Raw genomic sequence first — 23,284 nt, 5'->3', positions numbered from 1 at the left:
ATCGCTATAATTGCGACAAGTCCCTTCTATCGATAAAAAGGTGGGCTTCAAATCACTCCACTGCTTTCACCATCGCTTCAATCACCTTCTTCGCATCGCCAAACACCATCATGGTTTTATCCATGTAGAACAGCTCATTGTCCAGTCCGGCATAACCCGAAGCCATCGAGCGCTTATTAACAATAACGGTTTTAGCTTTATATACTTCCAGAATCGGCATCCCCGCAATCGATGATTTAGGATCCTTAGCCGCCGGATTCACCACATCATTAGCGCCCAGCACCAGCACCACATCCGCTTGGCTGAAATCGTTATTGATGTCTTCCATCTCAAACACCTGATCGTATGGCACTTCAGCTTCTGCCAACAACACGTTCATGTGCCCCGGCATCCGCCCCGCCACCGGATGAATCGCATATTTGACAATCACACCTTTGTGAGTCAGCTTTTCAGTCAACTCTTTCAGCGCATGTTGTGCACGCGCGACCGCCAGGCCATAACCCGGTACGATGATGACCGTTTCCGCATTACCCAACAAGAACGCAGCATCGTCAGCAGAACCGGATTTCACCGGACGCTGGACCTGCGAGCCGGCTGCAGCGGCGGTCGCAGTATCGCCACCAAAGCCGCCCAGAATCACGTTAAAGAATGAACGGTTCATCGCCTTGCACATGATGTAAGACAGAATCGCGCCGCTTGATCCGACCAGTGAACCGGCAATGATCAGCATCGCATTGTTGAGCGAGAAACCGATACCGGCCGCGGCCCAACCCGAGTAGCTGTTGAGCATCGACACCACCACCGGCATATCCGCACCACCGATAGGAATGATGATCAGCACGCCCAGCACAAACGCGATCAGCGCCATCAGAATGAACGGCAACCAGGCCTGCGTCATGACAAAGATGATGCCCAGCACCAGCATGGCGACCGCCAGCAACAGATTGATAAAGTGTTGCCCTGCAAAGCTGACCGGCGCGCCCTGAAACAGACGGAACTTGTATTTGCCCGACAATTTACCGAACGCAATCACCGAACCGGAGAACGTAATCGCGCCGACAAAGGTCCCGATAAACAATTCAATCCGGTTACCGACCGGCAACGCTGCGCCATGCGCGGCAATCCCGAACGCCCACGGTTCCGAAACGGCTGCCACGGCGATACAAACGGCGGCCAGACCGATCAATGAATGCATCGCCGCGACCAGTTCCGGCATCTTGGTCATCTCGACGCTCTTAGCCAGATACGCACCGATACCGCCACCGACCACGACACCACCGGCAACCAGCCAAAAGCCAAAACCGGCCCCTTGCGATTCCACTTTCAGCTTGATGATCAGCGCAATCGTGGTAACAATCGCCAGCGCCATCCCGCCCATGCCGAACGCGTTACCACGGCGCGCAGTCGACGGATGTGAAAGACCTTTTAATGCCTGAATGAAACATACCGATGCAATCAGGTAAAATAGTGTTACCAGGTTCATGCTTAACAAAGCAGCGATTTCGGCACCCATCAATGCGCTCCCTCTTTGACTTCCGAGATAACAATAGCTTTCGCCTTCGGCTCTTTTTTCTTGAACATCTCCAGCATCCGTTGCGTCACCAGAAAACCACCGAAGACATTAACGGCGGCCAGAGCCACTGCCAAGGTTCCGGCGATCTGACCGACCAGACCTTCGGTCAATCCGGCAGCCAACATCGCGCCAATAATGATGATCGCAGAAATCGCATTGGTTACCGCCATCAGCGGCGTATGCAATGCGGGTGTAACCGTCCAGACCACGTGGTAACCGACGTAAATCGCCAGTACGAAGATGATCAGATTGGTGATGGTGTGTGTGACTTCCATGGTTCTTCTTTCTATTCTATTTACGCAAGACTTCACCGCCGCTGCACAACAGCGTAGCGACCACGATATCGTCTTCACGGTTAATCACCAGCCCACCTTCGGGATTGACGATCAGCTTCAGGAAATCCAGTACATTGCGCGAGTACAAGGCAGAAGCATCTGCCGCCACCAGTGCGGCCAGATTGCCTTCGCCGATGATGTGCACGCCATGCTTGATGACCGTCTTGCCGGATTCCGATAATGGGCAATTGCCGCCTTGATCAACGGCCATATCCAGAATGACTGATCCCGGTTTCATCGCCTTGACCGTGGCTTCGCTGATCAGGATCGGGGCTTTGCGGCCGGGAATCAACGCCGTCGTGATGATGATGTCCGCTAGTTTGGCACGTTCATGCACCAACTCGGCCTGACGCCGCATCCAGTCAGCGGGCATCTGGCGCGCATAGCCACCGACGCCTTGGGCGATTTCCCGCTCTTCATCGGTGATAAACGGGACGTCCAGAAATTTGGCACCGAGCGATTCGATCTGCTCTTTGACCGCGGGCCGCACGTCCGATGCTTCGATCACCGCACCCAAGCGTTTGGCGGTGGCAATCGCTTGCAAACCGGCCACGCCTGCGCCCATGATCAGCATCCGCGCAGCCTTGACGGTTCCTGCGGCGGTCATCAACATCGGCATAAAGCGCTGGTAAGTATTCGCAGCCATCAGCACCGCTTTGTAGCCAGCGATGTTCGCTTGCGACGACAACACATCCATCGACTGCGCCCGCGACGTGCGCGGCGCGGCTTCGAGAGCAAAGGCGGTCAGACCATGGCTTGCCATTACAACGATATTTTCAGCATCGAAAGGATTCAGCATGCCGATAATGACCGTGCCGCTTTTAAGATGAACGTACTCTTCCGCTGCTGGCGCGCGCACCTTCAACACGGTCTCAGCACCGAAGGCTTCGGCGGCAGTGCCGATTGTTGCACCGGCAGCTGCATACGCCTCGTCAGTGATACTAGAGGTTATCCCTGCACCAGCCTGAACCACTACTTGATGTTTTGCTGCCACCAGTTTTTTGACCGTCTCCGGTGTTGCCGCAACCCGGGTTTCACCCGACCACGTTTCTCGCGCAATACCGATTAACATTTTATTTTCTCAACGATTCATTTTTTAAGTGCTTTTAGTTTGGTCGCTGCCGCCCTGTATCCACACGTAGCCCAAGGAAATTACCAACAATTTCAAAATAAATAAGCACACTAATTTAAGATCAAGCATATCGTAGAGGTAAATAATAATAAGTGATAGTTAAAGATTTTAATTATAATGATTAGCTATAACATATACATAAAATGGACTCCGAGATGAAAAATGCCACGTTGCGCCAGCTAAAAGTTTTTGAGACGGTAGCGCGGCTGTTAAGCTTTTCACGCGCAGCTGAAGAGTTGCACCTGACCCAACCGGCGGTATCTATCCAGGTTAAAAAACTGGAAGGCCATGCAGGGTTAGCGTTATTTGAGCAGTTGGGAAAGAAAATTTATCTGACACCGGCGGGGGCCGAGCTTCTGAGTTACAGTCGCGTGATCATCCAGCAGTTTCAATCAGTTGAGGAAGCGCTGGATCAGTTCAAGGGTGTCTCTGGAGGAAAGTTGAACGTCGCCGTCATTAGCGCTGGCGATTATTTTTTCCCGCGGCTCTTGGTTGAGTTTGCAAGTCGCCACAAAAACGTCACACTCAACTTTACGGTCCATAACCGCGAAGAACTGCTATACCAGCTGGTTGATAACATGACAGACCTGGCCATTATGGTACGTCCCCCTGCTGACATGGATACCATCAATGAGGCTTTTGCGCCGCACCCTTATGTCATCGTAGCGCCGCCCAACCATCCTCTCGCGCAAAAGAGCCGCATTCCAATGAGCGTACTCATGCGCGAACAATTTGTAGTGCGGGAAAAAGGTTCTGACACCTGGCATTCGATGCAAGATGGCTTTGGCGAGCATTTCGCTAACATCAACATCGGGATGGAAATAAAAAGCACGGAAACTATCAAGCAGGCAGTCATCGCAGGCATGGGTATCAGCTTTCTCTCTGCCCACACCATCAGTCAGGAATTACAAGCAGGAAGTCTGGTGGTCCTAGATGTACGAGATTTTCCGCTCATGCTTAACTGGTATGTCGTACACCGTAAAAACAAACACCTTCCGCCCGTTGCCGAGGCCTTCAAAAAATTTCTGCTCAATGACGGCTCTAGCTTGATTCAACAGATTCTGGGACTTGATCCAATGCCAGAAAAGCGCTCGAAAGCACGGCGCTAGTTACGTCTCCGGGATTAAAGATGATAGTTGCGCATTACAGCACCTCCACGTTGCGCGGAAGTGTGGAAGCTTTCAATACCGTTAGCATTTTTCAGCGTCGTTTTAGCAGCATATAAAATCACGCGTGTCTTCGCATTGTGGCAATACGCCAAACACATTGCTTTAATTGTAATTATTTAGCAAATGCGTAAAGTCGCCGGCAGATTAAAAAGAAATCACTGTCATTCTGTTTAAGTGTAATCTCCACTTCACATGAACACTCATCCTCAAAAAAAACGAGTTAGAGCGCTGACCTTCTCGTCGCATTTTGTCTCCGCATTTTTGGAGGCAACCGGGCTAGATTCGGGCGCGCTACAAAAATTCCTGCATGATGCCGACATTTCACCCGAGACGATCAAAGCGCCGCGCACAAGAATTACCGAAAAACAGTTTTCGGTGCTGTATCGTCAGATAGCAACCCATATGGATGATGAAACTCCCGGCTTGTTGTCGCGCCGCGTACCGGTCGGTGCCATGAAATATGCCCTGATGGCGATGATGTCGGCACCCACGATCGGCACGGCAATTCACCGTTACAGCCGGTTTTCCAGACTGTTCAACGACGATTATGAATTGCTATTACATCGTGGACCGATATTCGGTACGTTGTCCGTCGAACCGAATGCAACATCGCCCGGTTTTAATCCCATGGCGATTGCGCTCAATTTGAAGGTCATACATGGCCTTGCGTCTTGGCTAATAGGCCGTAATCTCCCTATGGTCAGGGTCGATTTTACGGTAGGGAAACCGCATTATTTTGAAGATTTGAGCTTGCTTTTCCCCTGCAAACTGTACTTTGATCAGAAGAAAGCACAGATGACTTTTGAGGCATCGTTGCTCGATATTAAAGTGCAGCGAAACGAGTCTGAAATGCGTTCATTCCTGGCGCGTCAACCCAGAGACTGGCTGCACCCCGCCGTCAGCGCCCATCCGGCAAGAAGTGACGTACGGCAATACTTGCTGGACACCAACCCTAGTACTCCAACACTTACCGACGTTTCACTCGCACTGCGTGTTTCAGTAAGAACCATGGCGCGCCGTCTCGCCAATGAAGGGCAGAGCTTTCAGGAGATCAAGGATGATTTACGCCGCGATATTGCCATTGACCGACTGGCCCATTCCAAAGATACGGTGGCGCAGATTGCGCATGATCTCGGTTTTGAAGATCCCTCCTCTTTTTATCGCGCCTTTCGGCTCTGGACCGGGGTTACGCCACGCGCCTACAGGAACACCACAGAGGAATAACAGTTCTGAGCCTGCAATACGTTAGCGTTCCGTCCCTCACTTTGCCCTCATCTAACCGGAAAATCACCCGCGTGTCCGAATCCTGACATGGAAAACCTGCGCCTTGGTCCCTGAAACACCACCCGGCCACGCCCGTTGCAGTCGGATGGCAGGCGGTCATCGCCTTTAAAAAACACACGCTATATATGGCACGTTAAGCCATGTTGTTGGCTTGATCTGCGACCTTCGCCGGGTTAATACACTTCTATACTCCGATCACGCTGCATCAAATCCACCTTATTACGTTTGATCTTCCGCTGCTTAGCCTGTTGAACGGGATGGACCCAAGCTAGCAACGTAGCGAACGTAGCAAGAGAACAAATAAAATTAATATTTATACAATCATCTTTCGTCAATTTCAAATTCTAAAAGGATCGAATGATTAGCTTCAATAATCGTATCGCCATAGTTACTGGCGCCGCCAACGGTTTAGGTCGAAGCCATGCACTAGCGCTGGCTGCGCGCGGGGCACGGGTTGTCATCAACGATCTGGGCGCAAACGGTGAACCCTCGGACGCTGCGATGGCGGTCGTAGAAGAGATTCGCCATAGCGGTCAACTCGCCATGGCATCCGGCGCTGACGTCAGTGACGTTGACCAGGTCCGTGCAATGGTTGCCGAGGTGATGGCGGCCTGGGGGCGTATCGACATCTTGATCAACAACGCCGGCATTCTTCGCGATAAATCATTCGCCAAGATGACCATGGACGATTTCGATCTGGTAGTAAAGGTCCATTTGGGCGGTGCTGCAAATTGTACCAAGGCCGTATGGCAAACAATGCGCGACCAGAATTACGGACGAATCTTGCTTACTTCCTCCGGCTCCGGTCTGTTTGGAAATTTTGGTCAGGCTAACTATGGTGCGGCAAAGGCCGCGATGGTCGGCCTCATGAATGTGCTGCATATCGAGGGCGCAAAAAATAACATCCGTATCAATGTTTTGGTACCTACCGCAGCGACGGCGATGACGGAGGGCTTATTGAGCCCCGATATCTCGCTATTAGCCACGCCGGAATCCGTCAGTCCCGCCGTGCTTTTTTTGACGAGCGAAAGCGCGCCGTCAAAGGTTATGCTCAGCGCTGGCGCTGGCGCATATGCTGTTGTACATCTCCTGGAAAGCGATGGCATTTACCTACCGCCGGAAGAGCGCACACCGGAGCAGCTTTCCGCCCGGTTTGAGCAGATGGCAAGTCTGGTGGATATGCAAACATTTCCCAGCGCATTTGCGCAGACAAAGAAATACACAGACCTGGCGAAAGCGGCATCTCAGGAAAGACATTTTCAATCCCCGCGTCAAGATATTCTTTGAAGGATGGCACAGTTTAATCAAAGCCAATCTTTGAAAATACAATAACCAGCAATCAGTAGCCATCTAGTAAACCGACCACACAGTATTTGAATAGACACATACAAACGCCATTGATTTCACCAACCAAAACAAAAAAGATATGCGTAGTTCTACGGAGACAAAATGATGAAAAATGATTTCGATCTTGCCCACCACCTCGCCACCAGAAAGGCGATGACACGACTGATCCCTTTAATGTGTGTGATTTATTTCATGTCCTTTTTGGATCGCACCAACGTTTCCCTTGCCAAAGCGCATCTCGCTATTGATCTGGGAATTAGCGCCGCCTCTTACGGCATTGGTGCCGGAATCTTCTTTTTAGCCTATGCATTACTCGATGTCCCCAGTAATCTGATGGCCCACCGGGTTGGACCGCGCCGCTGGATTGCGAGAATCGCCGTCACGTGGGGAGCGCTTTCTGCTTCGATGATGTTCATCCAGGGCGAATTTTCCTTTTATGTACTTCGCATACTGTTAGGTGCCGCTGAGGCCGGCTTGTTCCCTGCGCTGATGTACATGGTGACATTATGGTTTGCGCCAAAGGACCGTGGAGTTGTGGTCGGTTGGATCTACATCGCACCCGCATTAGCACTGACGCTTGGTAATCCAATTGGTGGGGCTTTGATGCAGATGGACGGAATAGGCGGCCTGCACGGATGGCAATGGCTATTTCTGCTTGAAGGTTTACCAACGATTTTCGTGGGGATATTCCTTTGGTTCAAGCTGCCCGAGCGTCCGAGTGATGCACCATGGCTGACCGGGGCCGAAGCTAGTCTCCTGGAAAAAAATGCAAATCAGCAGGATCAACAAGGGCAAACGCACGGATACACCAAAAATTGGCTATCGGCATTGACCAGTCCGACAACGATCCTTATTGGACTAATCTACTTCTTTAACCAGGTGGCGTTTCTGGGTCTGGTCTTCTTTACCCCGTCCATCATTATGCAAATGCAGATTAAACAACCGTTTCTGGTCGGTCTGCTGTCAAGCAGCATCGGTGTCGGGGTCCTGCTAGGTGTGCTTATTTTGCCCCGTATTCATCGACGCTTTGGCCGCGATGCCATGTCGCTGGGTATCTTGACCGCAGGCTTCGCTATCAGCGCAATGACTTTAATTCTTACAACCAATCATGTCGGAAAGATCGCTATTTTCATCGTAACGGCTTTTTTTGGCGGCGGTATTTTGCCCCTTTATTGGAGTGTCGCGATGAAAAGATTACAGGGCGTTCAAGCCGCAGCTGGTCTCGCGTTCATCAATACCATCGGGCTTATCGGTGGATTTGTCGGCCCCTATCTATTTGGCCTCGCCGAAGCGTCGTCGGGACGCAGCGACTCAGGACTATATGTCGCCGTTGCTGCATCCTTGCTTGGCCTTTGTCTGGTGCCCATCCTGGCCAGGCTGATACGTTCTAACAGCTTCTCGACATCTGCCGATGCGACGGTGATTGAAGCATCAGCTAGCGCCTGTTGATAGCCACGAAGCGCGTCGTTTTTTAGCAAACGGAATCGAATGCCGCAGACTAACTGAGAGAACAAATCAGAGCGCCCTGACGTTGTCTGCGAGCTTGCTCACCGTCTATTCCAGAATCGGTAATTTTGACGAATCACTACCCGTCGGGGAAAACGCGCTTCACGCTTTGCAAAAGGCACCGATCAGGTTGAGCTACATCGAAAAATCGTAAAAAAAAAAGCGCAAACAAGTCGCTTTATCGTCAAAAAAAATCGTACTTGAAATCGTGTTTAATTCGAAAAAAAACAGGTGAAATTCACCGTACTTCTTCTACAAGAAATTCATAACAATTCGGAGACAGCAACATGCTTAAATCATTCTTATCCCTCGCCATCCTCGCCACCCTTTCGACTGCCAGCTATGCCCAGTCAAACGTCACATTTTATGGCACCGTCGACGCGGGTGTTGCCTATACCGACAATGGTGCCGCCGCTCCCAAGGCGTCGAACGCGCTATCAGTGACCTCAGGCGTATTGGTGCCCTCGCGTTGGGGCTTTCAGGGATCAGAAGATCTCGGTGGCGGATTAAAAGCAAAATTTCAGCTGGAAGCGGGTTTCGATAGCGATACCGGTGCACTCAAGACATACGCCGGTAATCCCTCAACCGCCACGCCGACCGCGCCAGGTGGTGCATCTATCGCCGGTCTGTTCAATCGGCGCTCTTACGTTGGTCTGGAAGGAAACTTCGGCAGCGTTTCCGTAGGCCGCGACTATACCCCGCTGTATTGGTCGCTTCTGGATACTGACGTTCAAAAGTTGGGCTTGTACGGCAACGTTCAGGAGGTCGTTCTTCTATCCGGTACCGGCTCTGACCGGTTTGGACGCGCCAGCAATGCAATCTTTTACGTGTCTCCCGAGATGAGTGGATTCCAGGGGCGCGCAATGTTTAGTTTAGGATCTGAAAGTGCCGGCGGCGCAGGTGCCGCTCCGAAAGACGCGAACCAGATGTGGGCCGTTTCGGGCCGTTACCTGACTGGAGGATTTTTAGTCTCCGGGGCCTATCAACAACTTCAGTTACCGACTGTAGCGGGCGCCGGGACCGCGGCCGTCTTCACCGGGGCCACCGGGATTCGCAAGGATACGAGCGTTGGTGCCAAATATATTTTCGGCAATTTTTCTATTGCCGGCGGATATTTTCAGGCAAAGCAGCCAATCGCCCATAGTAATACCAGTGATGTTTGGTTAGGAGGGACCGCGACGTTGGGAACCGGCACCGTGCTGGTGGAGTTGCAACGTATGCGCCAGGATGCGGCGGTCGGCGCGCCCCAGAAAGGCACCGTTTTTGCCTTGAGTTATGTCTATCCGCTATCCAAGCAAACATCCCTCTACGCCTCATCCGGCATGCTGAAGAACAACGCGACCGCTGCCTTCGCGCTGGTTGCCAGCGACCCGGCCGTGGCCGCAGCCGCACCGGGATCCACCGTCAAAGCCCTCGCGTTCGGCATTCGACACAACTTCTAAGCCGGTCTGATCAGGTTGCATCCGTGAACAAGGGGAAAGTGCCGCACTTTTAGGCATTTATCCCCTTTTTTAAAAGTCTGCCCGATGATGTTCCAGAGCACCCGAAACGCTGTATTCTTGCAGACAAAGACAAAACCTCAACGTACCCGTACTACTATCAACGGCGCATTCGAACTTCGATTGATGCATGCTGAATGGTGCAGTTCTATGCGCGAGGGTCAGGCGAAGAGACCGGACAGTGCTGTAAAAAATTGGTTCTCGCAGCATAGATAGAAAAAAACAGACAAAAACAGACAAAAACAGACAAAATCGTCCTGTTCCGTGATTTTATTATAAAAAAAAGAGGAGAAGCTATGCGTGGTTTGATGATGTCCGGGAAGTTACTCATTTCAACGTTAATAGTGCACGCTGATCGTCATCATGGCGATACAGAAATTGTGTCGCGTCGGGTCGAGGGAGATATTCATCGGTATACGTACCGCGAATGTCACCGTCGTACGCGTCAAATGGCCAACGTGCTGACCGGGCTTGGCGTTAAGGACGGCGACCGTGTCGCGACATTGGCCTGGAACGGTTATCGGCACCTTGAGCTGTATTATGCAATATCCGGCATGGGCGCGATCATTCATACGATCAACCCGCGTTTGCATGCGGAGCAAGTCGCCTATATTGCGAATCACGCGGAAGATCAATATATCTGCTTTGACCTCACCTTCTTGCCGACAATTAAATTAATCGCAGCGCATTGCCCAACGGTGAAGGCGTTCATCGCCATGACCGACCGCGCGCACATGCCGCAGGACACGGGCATCGCCAACCTGTTGTGCTACGAAGACCTGATGGATGCCGCGTCGGACGACTATACCTGGCCTACATTTGACGAAGAAACCGCCTCTGCCCTGTGTTATACCTCAGGCACAACCGGCAACCCGAAAGGCGTCCTTTATAGCCATCGCTCTACGCTATTACATACCTATGCAGCGGCGTTGCCAGACACCTTGAACTGTTCCGCCCTCGACGTTATTTTGCCAGTGGTTCCGATGTTTCACGTCAATGCGTGGGGCCTTCCCTATGTCGCCTGCATGGTCGGCGCCAAGCTGGTGTTTCCAGGGGCCGGAATGGATGGAAAATCATTGCATGAGTTACTCGAAACGGAACAGGTGACAATGTCAGCCGGAGTACCGACCATCTGGCAAGGTTTGTTGAGTTACATGGAAACGAACGGCCTGACATTTTCGACGATGAAACGCACCGTTATCGGCGGCGCGGCCTGTCCACCTGCCATGCTACGCAAGTTTCAGGATACCTTTGGGGTGCATGTTTTGCACGCGTGGGGTATGACAGAACTGAGTCCGCTCGGCACCGTATGTGCGTTCAAATCAAGGCAATTAGAAACCAGTCTGGAGGAACGCTACGCCGTTCAGGCGAAACAGGGACGTGCGGTTTTTGGCGTGGACATGAAAGTCGTCGACGAGGAAGGAACTGCGCTTCCATGGGACGGGAAAACTTCCGGTGCATTACTGGTGCGCGGACCCTGGGTCGTCAGCAGCTACTTCAAAAGTGAAGACAAGCTTGACCTTAAAATGGACGCTGACGGACACGGATGGTTTCCGACCGGTGATATCGCCAATATTGATGCCGATGGCTACCTGAATATTACCGACCGCGACAAAGATGTCATCAAGTCCGGCGGCGAATGGATCGGCTCGATCGATCTCGAAAACATCGCGATGGCGCATCCCGCCGTTTTCATGGCCGCCTGCATTGCAGTCAAACACCCGAAGTGGGATGAGCGTCCGTTATTGGTGGTCGTGAAGAAGCCGAACGTAGAGTTGGGGCGAGACGAATTAGTCGCCTTTTACGAAGGAAAAATCGCCAAATGGTGGACACCCGACGACGTGGTTTTCATTGATGCATTGCCCATGGGTGCAACCGGAAAGATTCTGAAAAAGAAGTTGCGCGAACAGTTCGCAGATTACGTGTTGCCAACAATCTGAGGAACGCAAGGAACGCAAGGAACGCAAGAACCGGCAGAACCGGCGCTATTTTGGCCGCTCTCTTTTGGGACATTTATCTGTCAGCGATGTAAGTAAGGAAATATTTTACGACCGTCCCGGAATGACAGGGTGTTTTGGCTTGGAGCAAAGGGATCTCACCATCTCACCGTCTCGACATCCCGCCATCCCGCCCTTCCCGCTGCCAAGCAGCGGACGACGTGTCCCGGACAACGTGTCCCGAACCAATTCATAACGATTCCTTCACATGTGGAATATTTTCCGCATCATAAATATCGTAGATCAATCGCAGCAGTTGACCCAACTCCACTGATTGATCCGCCATCCGTACGCTGAAAATGATCGGGGAAGTGGTGTTCTTGTCCTCCAGCTCCATATAACTGACGTCTTCCCGCTTCATCCCTTGCAGGCTCGCGGGGACAATCGCGACGCCTTGCCCGGCTGCAACAAGGCCGATCGCAATCTGCAGCTCTCTCACCTCGATAATTTTCTCGAGCTTGATTGCGCGGTCGCTAAATGCAGATAACACCTGATCAGCAAAACTTGGGCGTGGTGCCTTGGGAAAAATAATTAGCGTTTCAGCAATCAAATCTTTAAGATTGAGTTGATTCCCGAAACCGGTCAGAGGATGTCCTGCAGGCAACGCCACTATCAATCGTTCCTCACGCAATATAATTCGACGCACATCCGGATCTTCATATCTGATTCGCCCAAATCCAAGATCAATACTGCCATCCTTCAGCGCCTTGATTTGCTGCATGGTGGTCATTTCATGCAGGCTAATCTCAACCGAGGGATATTCCGAGCGGAATCGTCGGATGATTTTTGGCAATAATCCGTAGAGCGTTGATGCAACAAACCCGATCGAAAGTACCCTTTCAATTTTCCCAACACGTTGCGTCATCGACTTCAGGTCGGCTGCCTTGCCCAGCAGTTGCTGCGCATGCGCGTAGAAGAAACGTCCGGCTTCCGTGAGTTGAAGCGGTCGAGACCCTCTCTCAAACAACGAAACCTCTAACTCCTCTTCCAGCTGCTGTATCTGGCGACTTAACGGCGGCTGCGCGATAAATAGCCTTTTAGAAGCACGCGTAAAGTTTTTCTCCTCTGCAACAGCAACGAAGTAACGTAAGTGGCGCAGTTCCATATTTATACCTAAAAAGTATTGAATCGATAGCTAATCGGTGTTGGACGGGCGTATTTGCGTGGATTAATCTACTGTTATTCGTTTAATTATACAAATAAAATATGATCAAAACTATAGAAACTATCCTTGTTGATGTTCCCACGATACGTCCTCACAAATTATCGGTAGCGATCATGAACGCGCAAACACTGGTACTGGTGCGTGTGCTTTGTGCGGATGGTATCGAAGGTTGGGGTGAGGCAACCACCATTGGCGGCTTGAGCTATGGTGAAGAAAGTCCTGAGAGTATCAAGACCAATATTGATACGCATATAGCGCCGCTGTTGATCGGCATGGATGCCAGCCAGGTGGGCAAGGCGATGGCAAAAATCCGCAAAATTATTCAAGGCAACCGGTTTGCCAAATGCGCCATTGAAACGGCGTTGCTGGATGCCCAGGCGCGCCGGCTGAACGTGCCGTTAAGCGAACTGTTGGGCGGACGGGTGCGCGATGCGTTACCGGTGGCGTGGACGTTGGCTAGCGGCGACACCACCAAAGACATTGCCGAGGCTGAAAAAATGCTTGCGCTGCGCCGTCATCGGATTTTCAAGCTCAAAATTGGCTTGCGTTCGGTAGCAGAAGATGTCGCCCATGTCCTGGCCATCAAAAAAGCGCTCGGCGCTGACGTCAGCGTACGGGTCGATGTGAATCAGGCATGGAGCGAACTGGAAGCTGTCAACGGCATTGCAGCGCTTGAGGCGGGCGGTATCGATTTAATCGAACAGCCGATCCGCGCAGAAAATAAGGCAGGTCTGGTGCGTCTGGCTAGTCGCTTTTCGGTCGCGCTGATGGCGGACGAATCATTACACGGTCCGTTGGATGCATTCGATCTGGCGACTATCGCCGGCGCGGATGTATTCGCAGTGAAGATCACGCAATCTGGCGGATTGATTCCTGCCATTCAAGTTGCCACCGTTGCGCAATTGGCCGGGATTGGCTTGTATGGTGGAACGATGCTGGAAGGTGGTATCGGGACCGCGGCATCTGCCCATGTATTTTCCACTTTTAGTGACCTGTCATACGGCACGGAATTGTTCGGACCGTTGCTGTTGACCGAAGAAGTATTGTGCGAACCGCTGGTCTATAAAGACTTCATGTTGCAGGTTCCGAACAAGCCTGGCCTCGGGGTTGAAATCGACCGCGAGAAACTCAACTTTATGCGTCGAAAATAGTAGCGACACAGCCGTATCAATCACCGTAAAACATCATTATAAAAACAGGAGAAGACCATGTTGTTTCAAGTACGAATGGACGTGAATTTGCCGCAGACAATGCCGGAACATCAGGCAACAGAACTTAAGAAAACAGAAAGAGAAATTGCCCAGGCTTTGCAAGTGAGTGGCAAGTGGCGGCACCTGTGGAGAATCGCTGGCCAGTACGCCAACATCAGCGTTTTCGATGTCAGCAGCGTCGAAGAGTTGCATACGCTGATTTCGACTTTGCCGTTATTTCCTTACATGCAAATTCAGATCATGCCTCTATGCCGTCATCCATCCTCGATTCGATCAGATGACGCATGAATGCTGCATGAGCGCTGAACAAATGCTGAACAAATACTGAATAAATCCGGCATTCGCGCTGTATGCTTAAAGCGGTAGCGCAGCACTTTTTTTTCGTATCCCTTCCCATATAAATAGTTCTCAGGAGACAATAATGACACATACTGAAATCGACACTCTGGTAAAAAGCTGGATCATCGACTCCGCTATCCGTGAAGCAAATCCTCGCGTGCAACAGATCGTATTGCGTCTGGTCGGCGATCTGTGCAAGACCATCGAAGATCTTGATATACAAGCCAGCGAGTTCTGGAAAGGCATGGAATATCTGTCAGTGGCCGGCAGCAGGAATGAGCTAGGTCTGATTGCACCGGGCCTGGGCCTGGAGCGATTTTTTGATATCCGCGCTGACGAGGCTGAAGCCAAGGCGGGATTGTCCGGTGGCACACCGCGTACGATTGAAGGTCCTTTATATGTCGCCGGTGCACCGGAAAGCAAAGGATACGCGCGCCTGGACGAAGATGCGGTAAGCGAAGAGGCGGAAGTTCTGTTCATGCAGGGCACGGTATACGATGCGCAGGGCAAAGCCATGCCGGGTGCCAAGGTTGAAGTCTGGCATGCCGACTTGCTGGGAAATTATTCGTTCTTTGATCCGACTCAGTCTGCATTCAATCTGCGTCGCACCATCATCTCAGATGAAAACGGGCGTTATCAGTTCCGTAGCATTATTCCTGTCGGATACGGATGTCCACCGAATGGCTCGACCCAGCAATTGCTGGATCTGCTAGGTCGTCACGGTCGCCGTCCTGCACACATTCACTTTTTCATCACTGGCGCAGGTCATCGCAAGCTCACGACGCAAATCAATATTGATGGCGACGAATACCTGTGGGATGACTTTGCATTCGCCAGCCGCGAAGGTCTGGTACCAGCGATCCATAAAATCACGGGTACCGAAGAACTTGCTGCCAAAGACCTGAAGAAACCGTTCTCATCGATTGATTTCGATTTCCATCTGTACTCAGAAACCCCTGCCGCGCCGACCAGTGAAGTTGAGCGCATTCGGGCCGCTGCGTAATAAATAAAATGGGCAGTACGTAGCGACTGCCCCTTTCCTAAACAGAAGGAATCCATCATGATCCCCATTTACCCTGACAACACGCCAAAGCTCAAAAACCTGGATGAATATCTGATTGAAGATATAGAAAAAGGTGACTATCGCTTGCATCGTAGTGCCTTCACCGATGACGCTTTATTTGAACTGGAAATGAAGCATATTTTTGAAGGCAATTGGATTTACCTGGCTCACGAGAGTCAGGTTCAAAATAACAATGATTACTACACGACGCATATCGGCCGCCAGCCGATCTTTATTGCGCGCAATCGTCAGGGTGAATTAAATGCGTTTATTAATGCATGTAGTCACCGCGGAGCGCAGTTATGTCGCCATAAACGCGGAAACAAAGCCACCTATACTTGTCCGTTTCATGGGTGGACTTTCAATAACAGCGGCAAGTTGCTCAAGGTTAAAGATCCTGAAGAAGCGGGTTATCCGGAGTGCTTCAACAAAGAAGGCTCCCACGATCTGAAAAAAGTTGCGCGATTTGAAAACTATAAAGGCTTTCTGTTCGGCAGCGTTAATGAAAACGTCCTGCCGCTCACAGAATTTCTTGGTGAAGCAGGCAAGATTATCGACATGATCGTCAATCAGTCCGCTGACGGCCTTGAGGTGTTGCGTGGTGCATCGACCTATACCTTCGACGGTAACTGGAAGCTGCAAGCAGAAAATGGTGCAGATGGCTATCACGTTTCCGCCGTGCACTGGAATTATGCCGCTACCACCAATCGCCGCAAGGAAGCCGATGCGACGCGTGAAGATAATGTCAGAGCGATGGACGCTGGCAAGTGGGGCAAGCAAGGCGGTGGGTTTTACGCATTTGAACACGGACATCTGGTGCTGTGGTCGAAATGGGCGAACCCGCAAGACCGGCCCAACTACCCGCGCCGGGATGAATTTGCCAAAAGTTTCGGACCTGCAACCGCTGACTGGATGATTGAGCGCTCACGCAACCTTTGCCTGTATCCGAACGTATATCTGATGGATCAGTTCGGTTCACAAATTCGCGTGTTAAGGCCGATCTCTGTGAATAAGACCGAAGTGACGATTTACTGCATCGCCCCAAAAGGGGAATCGGACGAAGCACGGGCCCATCGGATCCGCCAATACGAAGATTTTTTCAATGTCAGCGGCATGGCGACACCCGATGACCTGGAAGAATTTCGGGCTTGTCAGCAAGGCTATGCGGGTATTGCCGCACCATGGAACGATATGTGCCGCGGCTCGCAACATTGGATCGAGGGCGCTGATGCGGCGGCCAAAGAACTCGGTTTGAAACCGTTAATGAGCGGTGTAAAAACTGAAGATGAAGGCTTGTATACCATCCAGCACCGCTATTGGCTTGATGTCATGAAAAAAGCCTTGGTGGCAGAAGGAGTCAAAGCATGAAGACCATTAGCCTGACCGAAATCAGCAGCTTTTTATACTATGAAAGCCGCTTGCTTGATGATGAGCAATGGGATGAATGGCTCGATTGCTATCACCTCGACGCACAGTTCTGGATGCCGTCATGGGATGACGACGACAAGCTGGTGACCAACCCGCAGCGGGAGATTTCGCTCATATTTTATCCAAACCGCCAAGGTCTGGAAGATCGGGTATTTCGCATCAAGACAGAACGCTCGAGTGCCACCATGCCTGATACGCGCACCTGTCATAACATCGCCAACGTTGAGCTTGAAACCCAGGACGGCGATACTTGTACGGTCCGCTTCAACTGGCAAACGCTGAGTCACCGCTATAAAACCAATTACAGCTACTTTGGCATGTCGCGTTATGTGATCGATTTCTCGGGTGACAGTCCGAAAATTTTGAACAAATACGTCGTGCTGAAAAACGATTACATCAATCAGGTTATTGACGTCTACCATATTTGACGCGATTTTTACCCATAATACTCAGGAGACAAGGCGATGAGCTACAACATTGCACTGCAATTCGAAGACGGCATCACCCGCTTTATTGCATGTAACGAAAACGAAAAGCTGTCCGATGCCGCTTATCGTCAGAAAATCAATATTCCGCTGGATTGTCGCGATGGCGCCTGCGGAACCTGCCGTGGCTTTTGTGAGTCTGGAGATTATGATTTGCCTGAGTCGAGTTATATCGAAGACGCGCTGGATGCGAAAGATGCGGCAGCAGGCTTTATTCTGGCGTGTCAGATGCGCCCAAAATCAGATTGCGTGATCCAGATTCCGGCTACTTCCAGCGCATGCAAGACCGCGGTTTCGCGCTACTCTGGTAGTGTCGCTTCAGTGCAGCATTTCTCAGACTCCACGATTAATTTTTCCATAAATCTGGATAATCAATCCGGTCTCGAATTTTTACCGGGACAGTACGTCAATCTGGAAATTCCCGGCACCAGCCTGACGCGTTCGTATTCATTCAGCTCGCCACCGGGCGCTGCACAAGCCGATTTCGTAGTGCGCAATGTGCCCAACGGAAGAATGAGCAAATTTTTAGCCGACGAAGCACAACCGGGCCAGAAGATAGCTTTCTCGGGCCCTTACGGCAGCTTTTACTTGCGCGCCGTGACGCGACCGGTCGTGTTTCTTGCTGGCGGCACCGGCATTGCGCCGTTCCTGTCGATGCTCGATGTACTGGCCGCTGACGGCTTTGCCCAACCAGTGCGGATGGTATTTGGGGTCACAAATGACACGGATCTGGTCGCGCTCGAACAGTTGGATCAGATCGCGGCGAAACATCCGCAATTTGAATACCGGACTTGCGTCGCCACGGCAGAAAGTCAACACGTCCGCAAAGGCTACGTCACCGAGCATGTTGAAGCCGCCTGGCTCAACGACGGCAACGTCGATATTTATCTGTGCGGACCAGTTGCCATGGTCGATGCCGTCAGAAACTGGTTAGACAAGATCGGTGTCAAGCCAGCCAATTTTCATTATGAAAAATTCTCAGCAAGTAGTGGGAGTTGAGCATGATCCAATCCCAACGTTTCCAAAATAAAGTTGTCATCGTTACCGGCGCTGCGCAAGGTATCGGACGCGGTGTCGCATTAGCGATCGCGCGTGAAGGCGGCCAGCTAGTGTTAGCTGATCGCTCAGCGTTGATCAATGACGTTGCGGCCGAAATCAGCGAATTGAAGGCCAAGGCAATTGTCGTGAGTGTGGACCTCGAGACCTATGCCGGGGCGCGTGAAATGGTCGCGGCCTGTGTCGATGCATTCGGACACGTCGACATTCTCATTAATAACGTGGGCGGAACCATTTGGGCCAAGCCTTATCAAGAATACGAAGAAGCGCAAATCGAAGCTGAAATTCGTCGCTCTTTATTTCCAACATTATGGTCTTGTCGCGCTGCATTGCCAGTCATGATCGCACAGCAACAGGGCGTGATCGTGAATGTCTCGTCGATTGCGACACGCAGCATTAATCGCGTTCCTTATGCTGCCGCAAAAGGCGGCGTCAATGCGCTGACCGCCAGTCTTGCATTTGAACATGCCGAAGATGGCATTCGGGTCAATGCAGTGGCAACCGGCGGAACAGAGGCCCCACCGCGGAAAATACCCCGCAATGCGAATCCCCTGAGCAAGGATGAGGAAGTCTGGTACCAAGGCATTATCGACCAGACGGTTTCTTCCAGTCTGATGCATCGCTACGGGACGATAACCGAGCAAGTCAATGCAATCTTGTTCCTGGCATCCGACGAATCTTCTTATATTACCGGAACAGTGCTTCCCGTAGGGGGCGGCGATCAGGGTTAAGCATCACCCCATCGAGTCCGTTCATATCCTCTATCGCTGACGTCCTTCTCCGCCCTTTGGGCGGGGATAGAGACGTTTTCAGCGCGTTCAAATCGATAGACCCAAGGAGCGTTATGCCTATCGCACACATCAATCAAACCGAGATTTTTTTTGTTGCCGAAGGCAATCCAGAACATCCGGCTATCATATTTTCGAATTCCCTGGGAACAGATCATGGCATGTGGCAAGCGCAGGCCGAAGCCCTTGCCAATGACTTTTATGTTATTCGCTACGACACACGTGGCCATGGTCGCTCATCGAGCCCAAAAGGCCCTTATCAATTGCAAGAATTAGGTCAGGACGTAATCGCCCTGCTAGATTTTCTTGGCATCGCTAAAGCCCATTTTTGCGGCCTGTCAATGGGAGGCGTAACGGGGCAATGGCTTGGTATTCATGCGTCCGAGCGAATTGAAAAATTAGTCGTCGCCAACACCGCAGCGAAAGTCGGAACGACCGATGGCTGGCTCACGCGGGCCGAGGTCGTCAGAGCCGAAGGCCTGAATACCATTGCCGATAGCGCCGCGTCACGCTGGTTTAGTCCAGCATTTATAGAAACGCAAGCACCTGTCATTGCCGCCCTGATCGCCAACCTACGCATCCAAAACACAGAGGGTTATGCGAGTTGTTGTGAGTCCCTGGCGGCGGCTGACTTACGTGATCAGATTGCGTTAATTTCCAGTCCTACGTTGATTATTGCTGGTCTATACGATCCGGTGACAACCACCTCTGATGCTTCGCTGCTGCAGGAAAAAATCAAGGACTCCAAATTGGCGGCATTGCCAGCAGCACATATCTCCAATATTGAAGCCCAAAAATTATTCACCCGGACGTTAATTGATTTTCTTGTGGCCTGAATACCAGCCGACTATCAGCTGAACACCGCCTGAACGCAGCGCCATGGCGGATGCTGAAACGAGAGGATGAAGTAAAATTTTCCGTTTCGGAAAGTTAATTCAGATAAGCTACTGCAGCTGTGACATTGTCGATGTGTGTCTGGAGATAATATGCCTCAAATAATGCTGACTTCAGCGGCCGTCACCCAAGCCCGGCAGCTGTTTTTTGAAGAAGGCACGCCACCTAACGGATTGGTACATGACGCTGTCTGGCGCTCATGGAAACGCTGTATGGAAGATGGGCGAAACACTGGCGAGTCGATGGCGTTCAATCCAATCAGGCGTAATTCTGTTGCTGGATTGTTAGAGCGCAACAGACAATTAATTGTTGCATCTGAACCCGCCATCTTACTACTCGCAAAAGCGATGACCGGCACGGGCTACGGGATTCTTCTGACCGATCGTGACGGCGTTTGCCTCGCCGTGAATGGCCCCATAGAAAACTGTGGAAACCTGCTGCGCCAGGCACTGCGCCCGGGTGTCGATCTCTCCGAGCGTGCGGTCGGAACCAACGCGATGGCGACTGCCATGGCGGAAGGACGACCAATTGGTATTTTCGGCGGCGAACATTTTTTTTCACAAAATGAAACATTTCAGTGTGTCGCAGCACCGATTTTTGATCCGCAGGGCACCCTGGTCGGCTCCATCGACATTACCCGTGATGCTCCCGGTGCGCAGTTTGGTGCACTGTCATTGATGCTTGATTGCGCTGCAGCGATTGAAACTTCCCTTTGCCTTCAGACGCCTGCTCACATCACGATTGGTCTGAACTGGCGCGCGGATGCAAACGAAAAGTTTTCGGGTGTGATCGTGGCGTTCGGCAAAGACGGCGAGGTGCAAGCGATCAATCGTGCTGCACGCCGTTTTCTAGGTATCGGACCAATCTCTTCCGGACTACGCTACCAGGATTTATTTCTGGGAAACTATGCAGAATTTGTTGACACGATAAAAGCTTCCAGCCATCCAACTTCAATGACCTTGCAATCCGGTCTTCGCCTGTTTGCCCAACCCTTATTCTTCACGTCCCCTCAGGTTGTCACGGTTCGTTCGCGGTTGGGAAACGAACCGGTGAAAAAATCCACAATGCCTGAATTCGGCGATGTGGACATACAATTTTCTTTGCAAAGAGCAGTTCGTGCTTTAGGCGCTGAATTACCGGTATTAATACAGGGAGAAACGGGAACAGGAAAAGAGGTTGCCGCGCGTGCATTGCACGCCAATAGTGCTGGCTGCAAGGGACCGTTCGTCGCGATCAACTGTGGCGCAATTCCCAGAGATCTGATTGAAGGAGAATTATTTGGCTACGCTGATGGTGCTTATACCGGGGCACGTCGCGGCGGCGCCAAAGGCAAAATCGAAGAAGCAAATGGTGGAACATTGTTTCTTGACGAAATTGGCGATATGCCGATTGACCTCCAGACGCGGCTCTTGCGTGTGCTCGAAAGCCGGGAGATCACGCGTCTTGGCGAGAATACATCACGAAAACTGGATATCCAACTGATCAGCGCAACGCATCAGGACCTCGATACGTTAGTGCTTGAGAAGCGCTTCCGAAGCGATTTATATTATCGTCTGAATGGGATGCTGCTTTATTTGACACCGCTGCGACTGCGGTGTGGCATCTTTGCCTTAATCGATGAACTGCTCCGGGAGGAAGAAATTGATCCAATCAGACTGGTGGCTGATGCGCGCTCCAGACTGGAAGACTACGACTGGCCCGGTAACACCAGAGAACTCCGCACCGCGTTACGCTTTGCCAAAGTGATGGCCGATGATCTGGCACCTATCCTGCTGTGTCATCTGCCGGATGCGGTGCGTACCTTGAAATCTATATCGGGCCTGACGCCAGCATTGACGTGTATGCAAAGCGCAGTCATTCCAGCAAAGCCATTAAAAGAACTTGCCAGCGAAGTCATTACCAGTGCCCTTCATGACAGTAAAGGAAATATTACCAATGCTGCGCAGCAGCTCGGCATCAGCCGTGCGACCTTGCATCGCTGGTTGAATAAAAATTGATGATCAAAAAAAATCTGCCGTTCGGAATAAATCGAACAGCAGGTATCAAATCTTCAGCGCCGGCTTAACCCATCGCTGACAGAGCATCTTTTTCTAACGAATCAAAACACTTTTACCAGTCTAAGATTGACCTGGTTGGTGTCTTCTGCGCCATTAGCAACTTTCAGCGCCCGGCCAGCCTGAATCTGCAACTGCACCGTCGGTGTCACGAAAGATGCAAGGGTAGCCAGCCAGCGGCTATTATTCATGCGATCGTTCTGTGAAATACCATTCAGTGAACTTTCCCCGCCGAAGTCACGATAATAGGACAGTCCGACATAAGTTGCCGGTGATATGACATACCGTAGATGCGTCTGTACGCCATAGCTGGCATCCTGTTTTTTGGTCAGGCCGAGAAAATTATTATTGTTGCCGTATATTGCATACTCCCCGACAACGTCTAACATGAAGCTTTTTCCCAGCGCGGTGGTATACGCCGCTTGAAAGATTCCTTTCCAACGATTCTCCCCTAGATTAACCGGACCGTTGGCAGGATCGTAATTTCCCAACGGTAGCGAGGCAAAGCCGGAAACCGCGAACCATTGTTGTTGTTCGGGGCGATTCATGAGCCATAAAGCCGATCCGATGATCGGATCAGCCACGCCGTTCGCGGAGACCGGCGCGAGTGGGCCAAACGGGGTGTTCAGATTCACTTTGCCAAATGGGATAACGATCTGCGGATCGATAACGTAATCGCCAATCTTCATATAATGCACAAAGCGCGCCAATCCGATATCGGTCACCAGTTTGAACGATCCCTGGGTCTTGTTACTATTAACGTAATAAGCATCATGCTCGGTATGCTGGTAATAAACGATACCGAGATTGACACCGGGCGGCAACGCAACATAGTCGCCAGGGTCGGTCGAAATTTCGGCCGCACCACTGCTGCAGGCGAGCGCGGCAAAGCCAGCGCTGGCGAAGGTTTTAACCGTATTCGAAATGAAAGATTTATGACTTTTCAGTTGATTCATGGC

20 protein-coding genes are annotated in these 23,284 nt (G+C 51.4%); 15 read left to right on the top strand and 5 right to left on the bottom strand.

The window, feature by feature from the left end; all coding sequences use genetic code 11:
- Positions 1-52: 52 nt before the first annotated feature.
- Genes JQN73_RS16260 through JQN73_RS16250 form a run of 3 tightly spaced genes read right to left on the bottom strand, consistent with a single transcriptional unit; the run spans position 53 to position 2,980 of the window.
- A complete protein-coding gene (locus JQN73_RS16260; protein ID WP_205319879.1) occupies positions 53-1,513 on the bottom strand; it encodes an NAD(P)(+) transhydrogenase (Re/Si-specific) subunit beta in 1,461 nt (486 codons plus the stop codon).
- Positions 1,513-1,848 carry an NAD(P) transhydrogenase subunit alpha gene (locus tag JQN73_RS16255; protein WP_205319360.1) on the bottom strand — a complete coding sequence of 112 codons (336 nt, stop codon included), beginning with the start codon at positions 1,846-1,848 and terminating at the stop codon, positions 1,513-1,515. The genes JQN73_RS16260 and JQN73_RS16255 overlap by 1 nt, the downstream gene beginning before the upstream one ends.
- Positions 1,849-1,864: 16 nt before the next feature.
- Positions 1,865-2,980: a Re/Si-specific NAD(P)(+) transhydrogenase subunit alpha gene (locus tag JQN73_RS16250; RefSeq protein ID WP_205319878.1), complete on the bottom strand. Its 1,116-nt coding sequence runs from the start codon at positions 2,978-2,980 to the stop codon at positions 1,865-1,867.
- Between the two features lie 215 nt (positions 2,981-3,195).
- On the opposite strand from JQN73_RS16250, the gene JQN73_RS16245 reads away from it, so the two are divergent.
- The 6 genes from JQN73_RS16245 (at position 3,196) to JQN73_RS16220 (ending at position 11,785) form a co-directional block, all read left to right on the top strand.
- Positions 3,196-4,149 (top strand): LysR family transcriptional regulator, encoded by a 954-nt coding sequence (locus JQN73_RS16245; RefSeq protein WP_205319877.1) that lies wholly within the window; start codon positions 3,196-3,198, stop codon positions 4,147-4,149.
- Positions 4,150-4,401: 252 nt separating this feature from the next.
- A complete protein-coding gene (locus JQN73_RS16240; protein ID WP_205319876.1) occupies positions 4,402-5,433 on the top strand; it encodes an AraC family transcriptional regulator in 1,032 nt (343 codons plus the stop codon).
- A 417-nt stretch (positions 5,434-5,850) separates the two neighbouring features.
- The gene (locus JQN73_RS16235) at positions 5,851-6,780 is read left to right on the top strand and encodes an SDR family NAD(P)-dependent oxidoreductase (RefSeq protein WP_205319875.1); all 930 of its coding nucleotides are present in this window, start codon (positions 5,851-5,853) and stop codon (positions 6,778-6,780) included.
- Between the two features lie 162 nt (positions 6,781-6,942).
- Positions 6,943-8,289 (top strand): MFS transporter, encoded by a 1,347-nt coding sequence (locus JQN73_RS16230; protein ID WP_240162296.1) that lies wholly within the window; start codon positions 6,943-6,945, stop codon positions 8,287-8,289.
- A gap of 344 nt (positions 8,290-8,633) precedes the next feature.
- On the top strand, positions 8,634-9,788 hold the full coding sequence (locus JQN73_RS16225; protein ID WP_205319874.1) for a porin: 1,155 nt from the start codon (positions 8,634-8,636) through the stop codon (positions 9,786-9,788).
- A gap of 353 nt (positions 9,789-10,141) precedes the next feature.
- A complete protein-coding gene (locus JQN73_RS16220) occupies positions 10,142-11,785 on the top strand; it encodes a 3-(methylthio)propionyl-CoA ligase (RefSeq protein ID WP_205319873.1) in 1,644 nt (547 codons plus the stop codon).
- Positions 11,786-12,032: 247 nt separating this feature from the next.
- On the opposite strand, the gene JQN73_RS16215 is transcribed toward JQN73_RS16220, so the two are convergent.
- Complete coding sequence (locus tag JQN73_RS16215) at positions 12,033-12,947, bottom strand: LysR family transcriptional regulator (RefSeq protein WP_205319872.1); 915 nt, start codon at positions 12,945-12,947, stop codon at positions 12,033-12,035.
- Between the two features lie 101 nt (positions 12,948-13,048).
- Between JQN73_RS16215 and JQN73_RS16210 the strand changes: the two genes are divergently transcribed.
- The 9 genes from JQN73_RS16210 to JQN73_RS16170 all read left to right on the top strand — a co-directional run bounded on the left by JQN73_RS16210 (position 13,049) and on the right by JQN73_RS16170 (position 22,268).
- Positions 13,049-14,158, top strand: coding sequence for a muconate/chloromuconate family cycloisomerase (locus tag JQN73_RS16210; RefSeq protein WP_205319871.1), 1,110 nt, complete (start codon positions 13,049-13,051; stop codon positions 14,156-14,158).
- A 57-nt stretch (positions 14,159-14,215) separates the two neighbouring features.
- A complete protein-coding gene (catC, locus tag JQN73_RS16205) occupies positions 14,216-14,506 on the top strand; it encodes a muconolactone Delta-isomerase (RefSeq protein ID WP_205319870.1) in 291 nt (96 codons plus the stop codon).
- 133 nt (positions 14,507-14,639) lie between these two features.
- On the top strand, positions 14,640-15,560 hold the full coding sequence (gene catA / locus JQN73_RS16200) for a catechol 1,2-dioxygenase (protein WP_205319869.1): 921 nt from the start codon (positions 14,640-14,642) through the stop codon (positions 15,558-15,560).
- Between the two features lie 57 nt (positions 15,561-15,617).
- Complete coding sequence (benA, locus tag JQN73_RS16195; RefSeq protein ID WP_205319868.1) at positions 15,618-16,988, top strand: benzoate 1,2-dioxygenase large subunit; 1,371 nt, start codon at positions 15,618-15,620, stop codon at positions 16,986-16,988.
- Positions 16,985-17,476, top strand: coding sequence for a benzoate 1,2-dioxygenase small subunit (benB, locus tag JQN73_RS16190; protein WP_205319867.1), 492 nt, complete (start codon positions 16,985-16,987; stop codon positions 17,474-17,476). Before benA ends, benB begins: the two co-directional genes overlap by 4 nt.
- Positions 17,477-17,512: 36 nt before the next feature.
- Positions 17,513-18,532 carry a benzoate 1,2-dioxygenase electron transfer component BenC gene (gene benC / locus JQN73_RS16185; protein WP_205319866.1) on the top strand — a complete coding sequence of 340 codons (1,020 nt, stop codon included), beginning with the start codon at positions 17,513-17,515 and terminating at the stop codon, positions 18,530-18,532.
- Positions 18,533-18,534: 2 nt separating this feature from the next.
- Positions 18,535-19,320, top strand: a complete 786-nt coding sequence (locus tag JQN73_RS16180; protein WP_205319865.1) for a 1,6-dihydroxycyclohexa-2,4-diene-1-carboxylate dehydrogenase — start codon at positions 18,535-18,537, stop codon at positions 19,318-19,320.
- A gap of 113 nt (positions 19,321-19,433) precedes the next feature.
- A complete protein-coding gene (gene pcaD, locus JQN73_RS16175) occupies positions 19,434-20,213 on the top strand; it encodes a 3-oxoadipate enol-lactonase (RefSeq protein ID WP_205319864.1) in 780 nt (259 codons plus the stop codon).
- A 150-nt stretch (positions 20,214-20,363) separates the two neighbouring features.
- A complete protein-coding gene (locus JQN73_RS16170; RefSeq protein WP_205319863.1) occupies positions 20,364-22,268 on the top strand; it encodes a sigma-54-dependent Fis family transcriptional regulator in 1,905 nt (634 codons plus the stop codon).
- Between the two features lie 101 nt (positions 22,269-22,369).
- Here the strand turns inward: JQN73_RS16170 and JQN73_RS16165 are convergent, their stop codons facing one another.
- Positions 22,370-23,281: a transporter gene (locus JQN73_RS16165; protein ID WP_205319862.1), complete on the bottom strand. Its 912-nt coding sequence runs from the start codon at positions 23,279-23,281 to the stop codon at positions 22,370-22,372.
- Between the last annotated feature and the right edge of the window lie 3 nt (positions 23,282-23,284).

Origin of the sequence: Glaciimonas sp. PAMC28666 (assembly GCF_016917355.1) — a bacterium.
In the GTDB taxonomy this organism is placed as follows: domain Bacteria; phylum Pseudomonadota; class Gammaproteobacteria; order Burkholderiales; family Burkholderiaceae_D; genus Glaciimonas.
This window is presented reverse-complemented; position numbering and strand designations above follow the sequence as displayed.